The sequence below is a fragment of the Burkholderia sp. BCC0044 genome, from assembly GCF_902832955.1.
Taxonomy (GTDB): domain Bacteria; phylum Pseudomonadota; class Gammaproteobacteria; order Burkholderiales; family Burkholderiaceae; genus Burkholderia.
This window is the reverse complement of the sequence record NZ_CADFDO010000003.1, coordinates 648,781-664,734: the sequence shown is the minus strand read 5'-3', so window position 1 is coordinate 664,734 and position 15,954 is coordinate 648,781. Positions and strand designations below refer to the sequence as shown.

General features: G+C 67.5%; 17 protein-coding genes. 10 read left to right on the top strand and 7 right to left on the bottom strand.

Going from position 1 to position 15,954, the window contains the following annotated elements:
- The first annotated feature begins 11 nt into the window (after positions 1-11).
- The 7 genes from dmpE to HWX14_RS19945 all read left to right on the top strand — a co-directional run bounded on the left by dmpE (position 12) and on the right by HWX14_RS19945 (position 5,675).
- Positions 12-794, top strand: a complete 783-nt coding sequence (gene dmpE, locus HWX14_RS19975; protein ID WP_175884134.1) for a 2-oxopent-4-enoate hydratase — start codon at positions 12-14, stop codon at positions 792-794.
- 41 nt (positions 795-835) lie between these two features.
- Positions 836-1,759, top strand: a complete 924-nt coding sequence (locus tag HWX14_RS19970) for an acetaldehyde dehydrogenase (acetylating) (protein WP_175884133.1) — start codon at positions 836-838, stop codon at positions 1,757-1,759.
- Positions 1,760-1,803: 44 nt separating this feature from the next.
- The gene (dmpG, locus tag HWX14_RS19965; RefSeq protein WP_175884132.1) at positions 1,804-2,850 is read left to right on the top strand and encodes a 4-hydroxy-2-oxovalerate aldolase; all 1,047 of its coding nucleotides are present in this window, start codon (positions 1,804-1,806) and stop codon (positions 2,848-2,850) included.
- Positions 2,847-3,635: a 2-oxo-3-hexenedioate decarboxylase gene (gene dmpH / locus HWX14_RS19960; RefSeq protein WP_175884131.1), complete on the top strand. Its 789-nt coding sequence runs from the start codon at positions 2,847-2,849 to the stop codon at positions 3,633-3,635. Before dmpG ends, dmpH begins: the two co-directional genes overlap by 4 nt.
- A 19-nt stretch (positions 3,636-3,654) precedes the next feature.
- On the top strand, positions 3,655-3,846 hold the full coding sequence (locus HWX14_RS19955) for a 2-hydroxymuconate tautomerase (RefSeq protein WP_175884130.1): 192 nt from the start codon (positions 3,655-3,657) through the stop codon (positions 3,844-3,846).
- Positions 3,847-3,883: 37 nt separating this feature from the next.
- A complete protein-coding gene (locus tag HWX14_RS19950) occupies positions 3,884-4,705 on the top strand; it encodes an alpha/beta fold hydrolase (protein WP_175884129.1) in 822 nt (273 codons plus the stop codon).
- A gap of 67 nt (positions 4,706-4,772) precedes the next feature.
- Entirely contained in the window at positions 4,773-5,675 is a 903-nt protein-coding gene (locus HWX14_RS19945; RefSeq protein ID WP_175884128.1) for a transporter, read from the top strand.
- 70 nt (positions 5,676-5,745) lie between these two features.
- Here the strand turns inward: HWX14_RS19945 and hndA are convergent, their stop codons facing one another.
- Positions 5,746-6,702 carry a 2-hydroxy-1-naphthoic acid nonoxidative decarboxylase gene (hndA, locus tag HWX14_RS19940; protein WP_175884127.1) on the bottom strand — a complete coding sequence of 319 codons (957 nt, stop codon included), beginning with the start codon at positions 6,700-6,702 and terminating at the stop codon, positions 5,746-5,748.
- A gap of 122 nt (positions 6,703-6,824) precedes the next feature.
- On the opposite strand from hndA, the gene HWX14_RS19935 reads away from it, so the two are divergent.
- Entirely contained in the window at positions 6,825-7,709 is an 885-nt protein-coding gene (locus HWX14_RS19935; protein ID WP_175884126.1) for a LysR substrate-binding domain-containing protein, read from the top strand.
- Between the two features lie 27 nt (positions 7,710-7,736).
- On the opposite strand, the gene dbpA is transcribed toward HWX14_RS19935, so the two are convergent.
- The 5 genes from dbpA to HWX14_RS19910 all read right to left on the bottom strand — a co-directional run bounded on the left by dbpA (position 7,737) and on the right by HWX14_RS19910 (position 12,647).
- Positions 7,737-9,134, bottom strand: a complete 1,398-nt coding sequence (dbpA, locus tag HWX14_RS19930) for an ATP-dependent RNA helicase DbpA (RefSeq protein WP_175884125.1) — start codon at positions 9,132-9,134, stop codon at positions 7,737-7,739.
- Positions 9,131-9,328, bottom strand: coding sequence for a hypothetical protein (locus tag HWX14_RS19925; RefSeq protein WP_006483193.1), 198 nt, complete (start codon positions 9,326-9,328; stop codon positions 9,131-9,133). The genes dbpA and HWX14_RS19925 overlap by 4 nt, the downstream gene beginning before the upstream one ends.
- A gap of 286 nt (positions 9,329-9,614) precedes the next feature.
- The gene (mqo, locus tag HWX14_RS19920) at positions 9,615-11,276 is read right to left on the bottom strand and encodes a malate dehydrogenase (quinone) (protein WP_175884124.1); all 1,662 of its coding nucleotides are present in this window, start codon (positions 11,274-11,276) and stop codon (positions 9,615-9,617) included.
- Positions 11,277-11,801: 525 nt separating this feature from the next.
- Positions 11,802-12,089: a hypothetical protein gene (locus HWX14_RS19915; RefSeq protein WP_175884123.1), complete on the bottom strand. Its 288-nt coding sequence runs from the start codon at positions 12,087-12,089 to the stop codon at positions 11,802-11,804.
- A 69-nt stretch (positions 12,090-12,158) separates the two neighbouring features.
- Entirely contained in the window at positions 12,159-12,647 is a 489-nt protein-coding gene (locus tag HWX14_RS19910; protein ID WP_175884122.1) for an Lrp/AsnC family transcriptional regulator, read from the bottom strand.
- A 129-nt stretch (positions 12,648-12,776) separates the two neighbouring features.
- On the opposite strand from HWX14_RS19910, the gene HWX14_RS19905 reads away from it, so the two are divergent.
- Both HWX14_RS19905 and HWX14_RS19900 read left to right on the top strand, forming a co-directional pair.
- Positions 12,777-13,814 (top strand): histone deacetylase family protein, encoded by a 1,038-nt coding sequence (locus HWX14_RS19905; RefSeq protein WP_175884121.1) that lies wholly within the window; start codon positions 12,777-12,779, stop codon positions 13,812-13,814.
- A 70-nt stretch (positions 13,815-13,884) separates the two neighbouring features.
- The gene (locus tag HWX14_RS19900) at positions 13,885-15,027 is read left to right on the top strand and encodes a branched-chain amino acid ABC transporter substrate-binding protein (protein ID WP_175884120.1); all 1,143 of its coding nucleotides are present in this window, start codon (positions 13,885-13,887) and stop codon (positions 15,025-15,027) included.
- Positions 15,028-15,053: 26 nt separating this feature from the next.
- Here HWX14_RS19900 and HWX14_RS19895 read toward each other — a convergent pair whose 3' ends face one another.
- Positions 15,054-15,923: a mechanosensitive ion channel family protein gene (locus HWX14_RS19895; RefSeq protein ID WP_175884119.1), complete on the bottom strand. Its 870-nt coding sequence runs from the start codon at positions 15,921-15,923 to the stop codon at positions 15,054-15,056.
- Between the last annotated feature and the right edge of the window lie 31 nt (positions 15,924-15,954).

The window sequence follows — 15,954 nt, the reverse complement described above, 5'->3', positions numbered from 1 at the left end:
GGATAACTTTTATGGATTCCACATTGATTACCACGCTGGGCGACCGGCTGTACGACGCGATGACGTCGCGCACGCCCATCGCGCCGCTGACGTCGCAGCACGAAGACCTGTCGGTCGACGACGCGTACCGGATCCAGCAGCGCTTCGTGCAGCGCCGCCTCGATGCCGGCGAGACCGTCGTCGGCAAGAAGATCGGCGTCACGTCGAAGGCGGTGATGGACATGCTCGGCGTGTACCAGCCCGACTTCGGCTACCTGCTGTCGGGCATGGTGGTCGGCGAAGGCGAGTGCATCGCGCTCGACACGCTGATCCAGCCGAAGGCGGAAGGCGAGATCGCGTTCGTGCTGAAGCGCGACCTGCTCGGCCCGGGCGTGACCAACGCGATGGTGCTGGCGGCGACCGAATGCGTGATGCCGTGCTTCGAGATCGTCGATTCGCGCATTCGCGACTGGAAGATCCGCATCGGCGACACGGTGGCCGACAACGCGTCGTGCGGCGTGTTCGTGCTCGGCGACCGCGCGGTGAGCACGCGCAGCGTCGATCTGTCGACCTGCGGGATGGTGCTCGAGAAGAACGGCGACGTGATCGGCACCGGCGCCGGCGCAGCCGCGCTCGGCTCGCCGGTGAATGCCGTCGCGTGGCTCGCCAATACGCTCGGCTGCCTCGGCATTCCGCTGAAGGCCGGCGAAGTGATCCTGTCCGGCGCGCTCGCTGCAATGGCGCCGGTCGGACCCGGCGACAACTTCCGCGTGTCGATCGGCGGGATCGGCGCGTGTTCGGTGCGGTTCGCGTGAGCGCGGCCCATTCCCCTTTTCAGTCAAACGAGGCAATCCCCATGACCCGAAAGATCCGTTGCGCGCTGATCGGCCCCGGCAACATCGGCACCGACCTGCTCGCCAAACTGATGCGCAGCCCCGTGCTCGAACCCGTGTGGATGGTCGGCATCGACCCCGATTCGGACGGTCTGAAGCGTGCGCGCGAACTCGGCCTGAAGACTACCGCGGACGGCGTCGACGGCCTGCTGCCGCATGTGCAGGCCGACGGCGTGCAGGTCGCGTTCGACGCGACCAGCGCGTACGTCCACGCGGAGAACAGCCGCAAGCTGAACGCACTCGGCGTGCTGATGATCGACCTGACGCCGGCCGCGATCGGCCCGTACTGCGTGCCGCCCGTCAACCTGAAGGACCACATCGGCTCCGGCGAGATGAACGTCAACATGGTCACCTGCGGCGGCCAGGCGACGATCCCGATGGTGCGCGCGATCTCGCGCGTGCAGCCGGTCGCCTACGGCGAGATCGTCGCGACCGTGTCGTCGCGCTCGGTCGGCCCCGGCACCCGCAAGAACATCGACGAATTCACGCGCACGACGGCGGCGGCCGTCGCGCAGGTCGGCGGGGCGAAAGAGGGCAAGGCCATCATCGTGATCAACCCGGCCGACCCGCCGCTGATCATGCGCGACACCGTGCATTGCCTGACGGAAGGCGCGCCCGACGAAGCGCGCATCGTCGAATCGGTGCACGCGATGATCGCCGACGTGCAGCGTTACGTGCCGGGTTACCGGCTCGTCAACGGGCCGGTGTTCGACGGCAACCGCGTGTCCGTCTATCTCGAGGTCGAAGGCCTCGGCGACTACCTGCCGAAATATGCGGGCAACCTCGACATCATGACGGCCGCCGCCGCGCGCACCGCCGAAATGTTCGCCGAGGAACTGCTGGCCGGCCGCCTCACGCTGGCATCGATCGCGCAGGCAGCGGCCTGATGCGCGTCGACGCGAACTCCACGACCGCACGAAAAGGAACGGCTATGAATCTCAAAGGCAAACGCATCACCGTCCACGACATGACGTTGCGCGACGGCATGCACCCGAAGCGTCACCAGATGACGCTCGACCAGATGCGCTCGATCGCGACCGGGCTCGACGCGGCCGGCGTGCCGCTGATCGAGGTCACGCACGGCGACGGCCTCGGCGGCTCGTCGGTCAACTACGGCTTTCCCGCGCACACCGACGCCGAATATCTCGGCGCGGTGATCCCGCTGCTCAAGCGCGCGAAGGTGTCCGCGCTGCTGCTGCCGGGCATCGGCACCGTCGATCACCTGAAGGAAGCGCATGCGCTCGGCGTGCATACGATCCGCGTCGCGACGCACTGCACCGAGGCGGACGTGTCCGAGCAGCACATCGCGATGGCGCGTCAGCTCGACATGGACACCGTCGGCTTCCTGATGATGAGCCACATGAACAGCCCGGAAGGACTGGTGAAGCAGGCGAAGCTGATGGAGTCGTATGGCGCGAACTGCATCTACATCACCGACTCGGCCGGCTACATGCTGCCCGACGACGTGAAGGCGCGCCTCGGCGCGGTGCGCGACGCGCTGCAGCCCGACACCGAGCTGGGCTTTCACGGTCACCACAACCTCGCGATGGGTGTCGCGAACTCGATCGCCGCGATCGAGGCCGGCGCGAACCGGATCGACGGTGCGGCTGCGGGGCTCGGCGCCGGCGCGGGCAACACGCCGCTCGAAGTGTTGGTCGCCGTGTGCGAGCGGATGGGCATCGAGACCGGCATCGACGTGTGGAAGATCCAGGACGTCGCGGAGGATCTCGTCGTGCCGATGATGGACTTCCCGATCCGTATCGACCGCGACGCGCTGACGCTCGGCTATGCCGGCGTCTACGGGTCGTTCCTGCTGTTCGCGAAGCGGGCCGGCGAGAAGTACGGAATTCCGGCGCGCGACATTCTCGTCGAGCTGGGCCGGCGCGGGATGGTCGGCGGGCAGGAGGACATGATCGAGGACACCGCGCTGACGCTCGCGAAGGCGCGCGCCGCGCAAGCGAAGCGGGAGGCAGCATGAACCTGTCGATTGACACGATCGAGTCGCTGGCCGCGCATCTCGACGACTGCATGCGCGAAGCGCGCGACACGCCGAAGATCACCGATCGTCATCCGGAGATGGACTGGGACGACGCCTACGCGGTGCAGGATGCGATCCGCCGCCGGCAACTCGCACGCGGCGCGCGCATCGTCGGCTACAAGGCCGGCCTGACCTCGCACGCGAAGATGCGGCAGATGGGCGTCAACACGCCCGTCTTCGGCTTCCTGACCGACGTCTACGACCTGCCCGACGGCGGCGAATGCGACACGTCCGCGCTGATTCATCCGAAGGTGGAGCCGGAGATCGCGTTCGTGACGAAGGCCGAGCTGAAGGGGCCGGGCTGCCATGTCGGCGCGGTGCTCGCCGCGACCGACTTTGTCGTCGCCGGGATCGAGGTGATCGACAGCCGCTACCGCGATTTCAAGTTCGACCTGAAGAGCGTGGTGGCCGACAACACGTCGGCCGCGCGTTTCGTCGCAGGCGGCCGCCCGCTGGCGGTGGACGGCGTCGACCTGCGCACGCTCGGCATCGTGCTCGAGAAGAACGGGCAGCCGGTTGCGTTCGGCGCCGGCGCGGCGGTGCTCGGGCATCCGGCCGCCGCGATCGCGATGCTCGCGAACCACCTCGGCGCGCGCGGCGAATCCATTCCCGCCGGCAGCCTGATCCTGTCGGGCGGCATCACGGAGGCGGTGGCGGTTGCGGCCGGCGACAACGTGACGCTGCGCGTGCAGGACATCGGCTCGGTCGGCCTGCGCTTCATCTGAACGAAACAAGGAGGCCATCGTGCCGGTAGCGCATCTGTACATCCTCGAAGGCCGCGACGACGACAAGAAGGAACGCCTGATCGCCGAAGTCACCGAAGCCATCCATCGCTCGCTCGATGTACCGATCGAATCGGTGCGCGTGATCATCACCGAGATGCCGAAAGGGCATTTCGGGATCGGCGGGCAGAGTGCGAAAAAGCGCGGACGCTGACACGGCGTGCGCCACGGAAATCGACTGGAGGAGCGTCATGTCAAGCAACCCTGAAATCGGCCGCCGGATCGTCGCGGGCGGCCTCGACACCAACTATCACGACGTCGGCGACGGGCCGTCCGTGCTGCTGATTCACGGCTCCGGGCCGGGCGTCACGGCCTACGCGAACTGGCGGCTCACGATGCCCGCGCTCGCCGAGCAGTTTCGCGTGATCGCGCCCGACATGGCCGGGTTCGGCGAAACCGAACGGCCGAGCGGGTACACCTATTCGATGGACAACTGGGTCGACCACGCGCTCGGCCTGCTCGATGCGCTCGGCGTCGAACGCGCGCACGTGGTCGGCAATTCGTTCGGCGGCGCACTGGCGCTGGCACTCGCAATCCGCGCGCCGGAACGGGTTGGCAAGCTCGTGCTGATGGGCGCCGCCGGCACGCGTTTCACGCTGACCGAAGGGCTGGACGCCGTCTGGGGCTATACGCCGTCGATCGCGAACATGCGCGGCCTGCTCGACATCTTCGCGTTCGATCGCACGCTCGTGAACGACGAGCTCGCGAAGCTGCGCTACGACGCGAGCGTGCGGCCCGGCTACCAGGAGGCATTCGCGAACATGTTCCCCGCGCCGCGTCAGCGCTGGGTCGATGCGCTCGCGAGCGACGACGCGAAGCTGCGCGCGCTGCTGCACGACACGCTGATCGTCCATGGCCGCGAGGATCGCGTGATTCCGCTCGACAGCTCGATGAGGCTGCTGGAGCTGCTGCCGAACGCGCAGCTGCACGTGTTCGGCCGCTGCGGGCACTGGACGCAGATCGAGCACGCGGCGCGCTTCAACCGGCTCGTGATCGAGCACTTCAACGAGTAGGCGAACGGCAGGGCGATCAGGGCGGACATAAAAAATCAATTCAGTAGAACGAATATTGGAGACATCGATGAAACGAAAGGCTGCAGTCGGACTGGTCTCGCTCGCCGCGTGCGCGAGCATGGCGCTGAGTACGGGAGCATGGGCGACGGAGGGGGGCGGCGATACGATCGGCGAGGGCGCGGAGGCGTTCTTCGCCGGCGCATTGCCGCCGGCCGGGCTCTACGGGTTGCTGTACTACACCCATTACCATGCGTCGCACTTCAACGATTCCCACGGCAACAGCTCGGTGCCGGGCTTCAAGCTCGATGCCGACGTGCTGATTCCGCGCGTCGTGTGGATGTCGAACCTGTCGGTGCTCGGCGGGCGTTACGGCGCGTATGCGGTACTGCCGATGGAGCATCTGGCGCTGGATGCGGGCGGCGCGTCGTTCGACCGCACCAATCTCGGCGACCTGATCGTCAGCCCGGCGTTGATCGCATGGGGGGCGGGCGCGCTGCGCACGGTCGCGGCGATCGAGTTCGTGTTCCCGACCGGCCAGTACGACATGCATGCGGCGTTGAACACCGGCAAGAACTACTACACCGCGCGGCCGGTGTTCGGCGTGTCGTGGTTGCCGAACGACAAGGTCGAGGTGTCAGCGAAGGTCACGTACAGCTTCAACTCGCCGAACAACGACACGCACTACCACTCGGGCAACCTGTTCCACGTCGACTACTCGGCGAGCTATGCGGTCACGCCGACGGCGCGGGTGGGCCTGTCGGGCTACTTCGTCAAGCAGACGACCGACGACATGCAGAACGGGCAGGCGGTCGGCGGCGACGGCTTTCGCGGGCAGGCGTTCGCGATCGGCCCCGGGTTCCGTTACCAGTTTGGCAAGATCAGTCTGGAAGCACGTGTCGTGAAGGAGTTTTTCGTGCGCAACCGGCCGGCCGGCGAGGCGGTGTGGGCGAAGGCCGTCATTCCGTTCTGACGCGCCGGCCCCAGCCGGTAGGGTGCGTGACGCCGCCGTCGCGGGGCGTCACGTTGCATGGCCTCGTGCGTTACCGGGCGAGCGCGGCGACGCGCGGGAACAGCGGCAGCGCGTTCGTGCGGTTGATCGCGGCGTGCCGGTCCGCGCCCAGCCCCAGCGGGGCATACGCATCCTGCGCGTGGGTGAACGACGTGCTGACCGCCGGCGGCGCGTACGGGAAGTCGCTGCCGTACAGCACGCGCTCGGGCCGGGCGAATGCCGCGAGGCTCGGCAACGCGGACGGCGACGACAGCGCGGTATCGAAGTAGAACGTGCGCAGCAGGTCGAGCAGCCCGTCGCGATCCGGCACGTCGTTGCGCACGCCCGGCGCGAGTTCGGCGAAGCGGTACGCGGTGTACGGCAGGAAGCCGCCGGCATGCGACAGGATGATGCGCACGTTCGGGTAGCGTGCGATCACACCGGTGAGCACGAGCTGCAGCGCGGTGCGCGTCGTATCGAACGGGTAGTCGAGCAGCGGGCCGGGTATGCCGGGCAGCACGTCGAGCGCGGGCTTGGCCGGATGAATGAACACCACCGCGTGACGACGGTCGAGCGCGGCCCACACGGCGTCGAATGCCGCATCGCCGAGATACGTGCCGCCGTAGTTGCTGAGCAGCACGACGCCGTCGGCTTTCAGCGTGTCGAACGCGTGGTCGATTTCGGCGAGCGTGCCGTCGACGTCCGGCAGCGGCAGCGTCGCGAAGTTGCCGAAGCGGGTCGGCCATTTCGCGACGAGGCTGGCCACGTATTCGTTGACCTGGCGGGCCATGTCGCACTTGGCCTGGCCGCTCCAGCCCTGCACGCCGGGCGCGGTCAGCGACAGCACGCCGGTCCGGATCTCCAGCGAATCCATGAACGCGAGCGCGGCTTCCGGGCTCCACGCGGGGCTGCTCCAGCCGGACGGATCGCCGCCATGGGCGGGCAGGGCGTCGGCCCAGAACGGCGGAACGACATGCTGGTGAACATCGATGCGGTTGCGCTCTGACATGATCGGCTTCCTTTGAACGTTCGCTGCGGCGCAGCGGATGCTCAGAAGGATGCGCGCGGTTGATTTTTCACTCCAATAGATTAAATTTCGAGATTAATCGTTTCAAGTGATCAATCGACCCTATGGACCTTCGCCATTTGCGCTACTTTCTCGCGGTTGCCGAAGAGGGGCATTTCGGCCGCGCGGCGGAGCGGCTGCACATCGTGCAGCCCGCGCTGAGCGCGCAGATTCGCGCGCTGGAGGAGGAACTGGGTGCCACGCTGTTCGAGCGCAGCACACGCAAAGTGCTGTTGACCGATGCCGGCCGGCTGCTCGTCACTGAAGCACGGCACACGCTCGAGCAGGCCGAGCGTGCGAAGACGGTGGTGCGGCGTGCGGCACGCGGCGAGACGGGCGTGGTGCGGATCGGCTTCGTCGGCAATGCGGTCGCGACGGGGCGGCTGTCCGACGACCTGATCGCGTTTCACGCCGCATGGCCGGAGGTGGCGCTCGACCTGCACGAGATGGCGCCGGCCGCGCAGCAGGACGCGATCCTGGCCGGCCGGCTCGACATCGGCTATTGCCCGGCCTTCGGCACGGCGTTCGATCCGAAGCTGGCCGTGCGAACGGTCGGTAGCTGGGCGTGGGAAGTGATGATGAGCGACCGGCACGCGCTCGCGAAGCGGCGCTCGGTGAGTGTCGCGGTGCTGGCGGACGAACCGTTCATTTTCTACGCCGCCGACGGCGACGACGAAGGGCAGCTGGCGATCCTGCGGCGGGTGCTCGGCAAGACGCCGCGCATCGCGCACAAGGTGAGCAGCACGCTGTCGGTGCTGGCGTTGACGGGGGCCGGCCTCGGGGTGGCGCTGGTGCCGGCGCCGCTGAGCCGGATCGCGGCGCCGAACATCGTCTACCGGAAGCTCGCGGGCAGCGTGCCGGGCTCCGAACTCGTCGCGCTCAGCCGGAGCGGCGGGGAATGGGGCGTGGTACAGCAGTATCTGGCGATGCTCGGCGCGCCCGCCGCATGAGCGGCACGGCGCGCCGGCATCGGTGCATCACTCGTCGTCCATCAACCGGACCTTGACCCGCTTGCCCTTGATCTTCCCTGCATTGAGCTTGCGCAGCGCGTCGCGCGCGACGCCGCGCTCGATCGCGACATAGGTCGAGAACTCGGTCACGTTGATCTTGCCGATCTGCTTGCCGTCGAACCCGGCGTCGCCGGTCAGCGCGCCGAGCACGTCGCCCGGGCGGATCTTGTCCTTGCGCCCGCCGAGGATCTGCAGCGTTTCCATCGGCGGCAGCAGCACGGTGTCGTCCGCCGGCTTCAGCTCGGCGAGCGGATGCCATTCGACCTCGCGCTTCTGCGCCTGTTCGATCGCGCCGACGCGGCCCATCTCGTCCATGCTCGCGAGGCTCAGCGCCCAGCCGTCCTGATCCGCGCGGCCCGTGCGGCCGATGCGGTGCACGTGCACTTCGGGGTCGGGCGTCACGTCGACGTTGATCACCGCCTCGAGTTGCGCGATGTCGAGCCCGCGCGCGGCGACGTCGGTTGCCACCAGCACCGAGCAACTGCGGTTCGCGAACTGGATCAGCACCTGGTCGCGCTCGCGCTGGTCGAGCTCGCCGTGCAGCGCGAGTGCGTGGAAGCCCTGCGCGTGCAGCACGTCGAGCAGGTCGCGGCACTGCTGCTTGGTGTTGCAGAACGCGATCGTGCTCACCGGCCGGTAGTGGTTCAGCAACTGGCCGACCGCATGCAGCCGCTCGTCCTCGGTCACTTCATAGAAGCGCTGGCGGATCTTGCTGTCGTCGTGGCGTTCCGCGAGCTTGATTTCCTTCGGATTGCGCAGGAACTGCTGGCTCAGCTTCGCGATGCCGTCCGGGTAGGTCGCGGAGAACAGCAGCGTCTGGCGCGTCGTCGGGCACATCCGCGCGACCTTCGCGATGTCGTCGAAGAAGCCCATGTCGAGCATCCGGTCGGCTTCGTCGAGCACCAGCGTGTTCAGCGCGTCGAGCTTCAGGTTGCCGCGGTCGAGGTGATCCATGATGCGGCCCGGCGTGCCGACGACGATATGCGCGCCGTGCTCGAGGCTCTGCGCCTGCGGGCGCATCGGCGTGCCGCCGCACAGCGTCAGCACCTTCACGTTCTCCTCGGCGCGCGCGAGGCGGCGCACTTCCTGCGCGACCTGGTCGGCGAGCTCGCGCGTCGGGCACAGGATCATCGCCTGCACGTCGAAACGGCGCGTATCGAGGCGCGCGAGCAGCGCGAGCGAGAACGCGGCGGTCTTGCCGCTGCCCGTCTTCGCCTGCGCGATCAGGTCCTGGCCGGCCAGCGCGATCGGCAGGCTGGCGGCCTGAATCGGCGTCATGTCGACATAGCCGAGCTGCGCGAGGTTCGCGAGCGTGGCGGGCGTCAGCGGCAGCGCGCTGAACGGCGTGGCGGTCGGTTGGGTCAAGACAGGTCTCCGAGGTAGGGACGGCCTTCCATCTGCTCGTAGACGACGTTGCCTTCGTCGTCCTCGAAGCGTTCGAGATAGTTGCGGGCGCCGCACAGCGGGCAGCGGAACAGCAGCCCCTGGCCTTCGTCCTTGATGACGACGTCGGATTGCTCCCACTGCGTGCCGCAGCTCTGGTTTCGGCAGGTAAACACGGTCTTTCTCCAGCTGAATTCGGTTGATGGCGCGCCCGGGCGGGCGCGGCCACGGCGGGCGGCGCTCGCGCGGCTCGGGCGCGGGCCGCACCGGCGGTGGCTCGGGTTGGGTCGATGCGGATGATGGATCGGGCGGCGACGGGGTCGCGCGTGCCGCAATTCTAGCGGAAGCCGGTGCCTCCGCCCGGCGCGCACCATGAAAACGGCCGCCCCGGAGGGCGGCCGTGTCGGGCGGCACAACAGTGGCGCGCAGGCGCCGCGCGGATGTTGCGCGGCGTCGGGCGCGTTACAGCGCCATGTCGGCCGATGCCTTCGCCGGGCGGGCCGGCGCGGTGCCGGTGGCCTGCGACGGTGCGCCGAGGTCGATCTTCGGCGGCGGCGACAGTTGCAGCACGTCGCTCGTGTACGTCCATTCCTCGACGACCTTCGCCGGGCTGTCGTTCAGCTTGGTGCCGTAGCTCGGCACGATCTGGCGGATCTTCTGCTGCCACTCGGGCGTCGCGACCTTGTCCTTGAACACCTTCTTCATCAGGTTCAGCATGATCGGCGCGGCGGTCGACGCGCCCGGCGATGCGCCGAGCAGGCCCGCGATGCTGCCGTCCTGCGACGCGACGATCTCGGTGCCGAGCTTCAGCACGCCGCCCTTGACCGGGTCGCGCTTGATGATCTGCACGCGCTGGCCGGCCTGCCACAGGCGCCAGTCTTCCTTCTTCGCGTTCGGGAAGTATTCCTTCAGCGCGTTGAAGCGGTCGTCGTCGGTCAGCATCAGCTGGCCGGCGAGGTACTGCACCAGCGGGAATTCGTCGACGCCCACGCGCATCATCGGCGCGACGTTGTGCAGGTTGGTGCTCTTCGCGAGGTCGAAGTACGAACCGTTCTTCAGGAACTTGGTCGAGAACGTCGCGAACGGCCCGAACAGGATGATCTTCTTGCCGTCGATGATCCGCGTGTCGAGGTGCGGCACCGACATCGGCGGCGAGCCGACCGACGCCTTGCCGTAGGCCTTCGCGAGATGCTGCTTCACGACCTCGGGGTTGTCGGTCACGAGGAACGAGCCGCCGACCGGGAACGCGCCGTAGTCCTTCGCCTCGGGGATGCCCGACGCCTGCAGCAGGTGCAGCGCACCGCCGCCCGCGCCGATGAACACGAACTTCGCGTCGACCGATTGCGGCGGCTCGTCGGAATGCAGCTTGACCCACGACACGTGCCACGTGCCGTCGGCGTTGCGCGAGATCTCGCGTACTTCGCTCGACAGCGACAGCGTGAAGTTCGGTTGCGTCTTCAGGTAGCCGACGAACTGGCGCGTGATCTCGCCGAAGTTCACGTCGGTGCCGATCGGCGTCCACGTCGCGGCTACCTTCTGGTTGCGGTCGCGACCTTCCATCATCAGCGGCACCCACTGCTTGATCTGGTCGTAGTCTTCCGAATACTGCATCCCGCGGAACAGCGGGCTCGCCTGAAGCGCTTCGTAGCGCTTCTTCAGGAAGCGGACGTTGTCGTCGCCCCAGACGAAGCTCATGTGCGGCGTCGAATTGATGAACGCGTGCGGGTTCTTCAGCACGCCTTGCTTGACCTGCCACGCCCAGAACTGACGCGAGATCTGGAACGACTCGTTGATCTCGATCGCCTTCGAGATGTCGACCTTGCCGTCCGCCTTCTCCGGCGTGTAGTTCAGCTCGGCGAGCGCCGAGTGGCCGGTGCCGGCGTTGTTCCAGCCGTTCGAGCTTTCCAGCGCGACGCCGTCGAGGCGCTCGACCATCGTCATCGACCAGTCGGGCTGGAGTTCGTGCAGCCAGACGCCGAGCGTCGAGCTCATGATGCCGCCGCCCACCAGCAGGACGTCGACTTTCTTCGTATCGGCGGCGTGCGCGGACGATGTCGCGACGCACAGCGCGAGCGCCGACAGTATTACCCGTAACGTTTTGATCACAACAGATCCCTTTTTCAACTTGGATGCATCGGTTTGCCATGCCGCCCGGCGCGCGGTTCCGTGGCGCGGAAACGCGGGTCCGGAGATCCGGATCGCGAATCCGGAATTCCGGATCGGCGCTGCGCGCCGTTGCATTTGCGCACGCGAAGCCGTTCGGAAGGACACCTTCGGATCGGCTTCACGCGGGCAGGCTATTGCCTGCGTCGCGACGGTGCGTCACGCGCCGGGGCTCTGGCGGCAAGCCTGAGCGGACGGCGCTTCAGGCTGCGTTGAAAGAGGCCGCGCGCGACGCGTTTTGCGGGGGCGGGGTGGCAAGGGGCGCGTAATATAACCGAACTCGGACAATGTGTCGCAGACGACGAATATCCCTGTTTTCGTGGGGTTTTTTGTGCGTCCGGGTTTCCGGAATGACGGTGCGCGACGCGGGAAAATCGGTGGGGATCAGCAGGGTTGAATGCGTGCGATGGACGGGCCGTGCACCGGACCGGAACAACATCGGATCGCGGCGTTGCACCGCGACCCGTTTACTCGCATCACATCACTTCACTTCGCTCCGCCGTTTCGGCAGAACTGCTGATAAGCCTGCGCCGAATTCGCGAAACCCTGCGCCTTCGCGAGTTCCCATGGACGCTCGCATTGTTGCGTCCGCTCGCACCACGCGTAGCCGGCCGAGCCGATGCAGCCGTGCGCATCGCGGTCGCCGCCGACGAGCGGCGGGGCCGCTTGCGCGGCAGTGTCGGCCGGCGCCGACGATTGCGCCGCGCAGGCGCTCAATGCGAACGCGCAGGCGATCGCGGCGGCGAACGATGCGGAAGAACGATGACGTTTCATCGGGTAGCGCTCCATGGGATGACGATCGATAGCGAATGCCCGTGTGCGGGCGCTTGAAAGCATGAACGATCACGCGTCCGGCACCGGCACGCGCGACGAGAACTTCACCTCGCGCAATGCGAGGCTCGACTGGATCGACGACACGCCGGCCTGCTTCCTCAGCACGCGCTCGACGAATTCCGCATACGCGTCGAGATCGGCCGCGACGACCTGCAGGAGGTAGTCGGCCGCGCCGGTGATCTTGTGGCACGACGTCACTTCGTCGTGACGCCGCATCACGTCCTCGAAGTGATCCGAGTCCTGGCCCGAGTGCATGTTGAACGTCACCTGCACGAACGCGAATACGTTCATCCCGAGCGCGCGCCGGTCGAGGTTCGCCTGGTAGCCGGTGATCACCTGCTCGTCCTCGAGCCGCTTGCGGCGGCGCCAGCACGGCGTGACGCTCAGCGACAGCTTCTCGCCGAGCGTCGCGTTCGACAGCGCGCCGTCTTCCTGCAACAGGCGGAGCATCGCGCGGTCGACGCCGTCCAGTTCCACTGAAGCGCGATTTTTGCTCATATCCGGTAGTCCGTAGGCAGATTTCTCAAAATTGTACGAAACGAGGAAGCGAAAAGCAAAGTTATTGCCGGCTGGCCTCAATAGACTGTTGCCAACCCCTTTCTCTCGTCATCCCTGCAACGGTCAACCATGCTCACGGTCTACAGCAGCGATCACTACCTGCATCGCGGCGTCGAACTGAAGGACGGCGCGATCACCGAGTCGTTCGAAAACCCCCTTCGCGCCGAAACGGTGCTCGCGCAGGTCCGCGCGGCCGGCCTCGGCGACGTGATCGCGCCGCGCGCGTTCGACCGTGCGAGCTATGCCGGCGCGCACAGCGCGCGCTACGTCGCGTTCCTCGCCGGCGCATGGGACGAATGGGCGGCGACCGGCCGCACCTGCCAGGCGCTGCCGCTCGTGTGGCCGGTGCGCGCGATGCCCGCGTCGGCCGCGCTGCCCGAGTTCATCGACGGCAAGCTCGGCTTCTTCGCGATGGACGCCGGCGCGCCGATCAACGCCGGCACGTGGGGCGCGGTGAGCGCGAGCGCGAACTCGGCGCTGACCGGCGCCGACCTGCTGGCGGGCGGCGGCGCGCGCGCGGCGTTCGCGCTGTGCCGCCCGCCCGGCCACCACGCGGGCCGCGAATACATGGGCGGCTACTGCTACCTGAACAACGCGGCGATCGCCGCGCAGCACGGCATCGCGCGCGGTGCGGCGCGCGTCGCGGTGCTCGACGTCGATTTCCATCACGGCAACGGCACGCAGGACATCTTCTACGAGCGGTCGGACGTGCTGTTCGCGTCGCTGCATGGCGAACCGGCGGTGTCGTATCCGTACTTCTCCGGCTACGCGGACGAGCGCGGCGCGGGCGCCGGCGCAGGCTTCAACCTGAACCTGCCGCTGCCGAAGGGCACGCGGTGGGACACCTACTCGGCGGCGCTCGACCACGCCGCGGCGGCGATCGCGAAGCACGCGCCCGACCTGCTCGTCGTATCGCTCGGCGTCGACACGTTCGAGCACGACCCGATCAGCCATTTCAAGCTGCGCTCGCCCGACTTCCTGCGGATCGGCGAAACGCTCGCGCGCCTGAACCTGCCGACGCTGTTCGTGATGGAAGGCGGCTACATGGTCGACGAGATCGGCATCAACGCGGTGAACGTATTGCTGGGATTCGAAGGGCGGGCGTGAGCGTACGGCATGACCTTCGGCGAACGACGAATCTGAACGCGAACGAAACGCGACAAGGAAGGAGACAAGCATGAACCGGCATCACAAGACCGTACTCGCCACCGCAGTTGCGCTGATGGGTGCACTGCCCGCATGGTCCGCGCAGGCGGACGACGTCGTACGCATCGGGCACGTCGCGCCGCTGACCGGCGCGATCGCGCATCTCGGCAAGGACAGCGAGAACGGCGCGCGGCTCGCCGTCGAGGAAATCAACGCGAAGGGGCTCGTGATCGGCGGAAGGAAGGTCACGCTGCAGCTCGACGCGCAGGACGACGCGGGCGACCCGCGCACCGCGACGCAGGTCGCGCAGCGGCTCGTCGACGACAAGGTGGTCGGCGTCGTCGGCCATCACAATTCGGGTACGTCGATTCCGGCGTCGCGCGTGTATCGCGACGGCGGCGTCGTGCAGATCTCGCAGGCCGCGACCAACCCGACGTACACGCAGCAGGGCTTCAAGACGACCTACCGCGTCGTCGCGACCGATGCGCAGCAGGGGCCGGCGCTCGCGATGGTTGCGGCGAAGAACCTGGGGATCAGGACGGTCGCCGTGGTCGACGATTCGACCGCGTACGGGCAGGGCCTCGCGACCGAATTCGAGAAGGCCGCGAAGGCGGCCGGGATGCAGGTCGTGTCGCGCGACGCGACCAACGACAAGGCGATCGACTTCCGCGCGATCCTCACGAGGATCAAGGGCGTGAACCCGGACGCGATCATGTACGGCGGGATGGACGCGACGGGCGGCCCGCTCGCGAAGCAGGCGCGCCAACTCGGCATGCGCGCGAAAATTCTCGCCGGCGACGGCGTGTGCTCGACCGACCTGCCGAAGCTCGCGGGTCCGGCATCGGACAACGTCGTGTGTTCCGAGGCCGGCATCGCGCTCGAGAAGATGCCGGGCGGCGCGGCGTTCGCGAAGCGCTATGAAGCGCGTTACCATCAGCCGATGCAGGTGTATGCGCCGTTCTCGTACGACGCGGTGTACATCATCGTCGACGCGATGAAGCGCGCGAATTCGACGGACCCGGCGAAGGTGCTGGCCGCGATGCCGGCCACCGACTATCGCGGCGTGATCGGCGAAACGAGCTTCACGCCGCAGGGCGACCTGAAGCACGGCGCGATCTCGGTGTTCACGTACAGGAACGGTCGGAAGGCGCTGCTCGACATCGTCAGGATGTAACGCCGCGGCCGGCGCGCGCCGCTGCCTTACGAAACGCGCACACGCGCATCGGGTGCTTGGCGCTCCGCGTCGTGCACGATATGCAGCTCCCGCGTGCGGATCGGCAGCGCGCAATCCGCATCGGCGAGCGTCTTACGTACCTGGCGCGCGAGGCGCCAGCGCAGCGCCCAGAACGTGTCGGTATGCGTCCACACGCGCATGTTCGCGACGGCCGTGCTGTCGTCGAAGCGCATCACCATCACGTCCGGCGCCGGGTCCTGCAGCACGTCGGGATCGGCCGCGGCCAGCGCGCGCAGCGCATCGAGCGCGCGATCGATATCGTCGTGCACGGACACTTCCACTTCGAGATCGAGGCGGCGCGTCGGGTTGCGCGTGTAGTTGCGGATCGCGCTGCCCCACAGCGCGCTGTTCGGCACGTACTCGCAGATGCCGTCCGGCTTCGTGAGGCGCGTCATGAAGAGCCCGACCTCTTCGACGGTGCCCGCGACGCCCGTGCCGCCGTCGATGTAGTCGCCGACCTTGAACGGTCGCAGCAGCAGAAGCATGATGCCGGCCGCGATGTTCTGCATCGTGCCCTGCAGCGCGAGCCCGATGGCGAGGCCCGCCGCGCCGAGCACCGCGACGATGCTCGCGGTTTCGATGCCGAGCTGCGACAGCGCGCCGACGATCGCGACGATGCGGATGCCCCACACCGCGACGTCGCAGAGGATCGGCCGCAGCGTGTCGTCGACGCGCTCCTTGTTCGAAAGCAGCCGGTTCAGCCAGTTGCCGATGCGTTTCGACAGCCACCAGCCGGCGACGAGCAGCGCCAGGCCGGCGGACAGCTTGAGGGAAAGGGTGGACAACGCGTTCCACAGGAACGTCCAGCGTTCCGGATGAAGATGATCGAGAAACATGACGGGATTCCGGTTTTGAAGACACTGTGCG

Excerpts from the sequence above, each read along its gene's own strand:
- dmpE (WP_175884134.1), top strand. The coding sequence starts at position 12 with ATGGATTCCACATTGATTACCACGCTGGGCGACCGGCTGTACGACGCG.
- HWX14_RS19970 (WP_175884133.1), top strand. The coding sequence starts at position 836 with ATGACCCGAAAGATCCGTTGCGCGCTGATCGGCCCCGGCAACATCGGC.
- dmpG (WP_175884132.1), top strand. The coding sequence starts at position 1,804 with ATGAATCTCAAAGGCAAACGCATCACCGTCCACGACATGACGTTGCGC.
- dmpH (WP_175884131.1), top strand. The coding sequence starts at position 2,847 with ATGAACCTGTCGATTGACACGATCGAGTCGCTGGCCGCGCATCTCGAC.
- HWX14_RS19950 (WP_175884129.1), top strand. The coding sequence starts at position 3,884 with ATGTCAAGCAACCCTGAAATCGGCCGCCGGATCGTCGCGGGCGGCCTC.
- HWX14_RS19945 (WP_175884128.1), top strand. The coding sequence starts at position 4,773 with ATGAAACGAAAGGCTGCAGTCGGACTGGTCTCGCTCGCCGCGTGCGCG.
- hndA (WP_175884127.1), bottom strand. The coding sequence starts at position 6,702 with ATGTCAGAGCGCAACCGCATCGATGTTCACCAGCATGTCGTTCCGCCG.
- HWX14_RS19935 (WP_175884126.1), top strand. The coding sequence starts at position 6,825 with ATGGACCTTCGCCATTTGCGCTACTTTCTCGCGGTTGCCGAAGAGGGG.
- HWX14_RS19915 (WP_175884123.1), bottom strand. The coding sequence starts at position 12,089 with ATGAAACGTCATCGTTCTTCCGCATCGTTCGCCGCCGCGATCGCCTGC.
- HWX14_RS19910 (WP_175884122.1), bottom strand. The coding sequence starts at position 12,647 with ATGAGCAAAAATCGCGCTTCAGTGGAACTGGACGGCGTCGACCGCGCG.
- HWX14_RS19905 (WP_175884121.1), top strand. The coding sequence starts at position 12,777 with ATGCTCACGGTCTACAGCAGCGATCACTACCTGCATCGCGGCGTCGAA.
- HWX14_RS19900 (WP_175884120.1), top strand. The coding sequence starts at position 13,885 with ATGAACCGGCATCACAAGACCGTACTCGCCACCGCAGTTGCGCTGATG.
- HWX14_RS19895 (WP_175884119.1), bottom strand. The coding sequence starts at position 15,923 with ATGTTTCTCGATCATCTTCATCCGGAACGCTGGACGTTCCTGTGGAAC.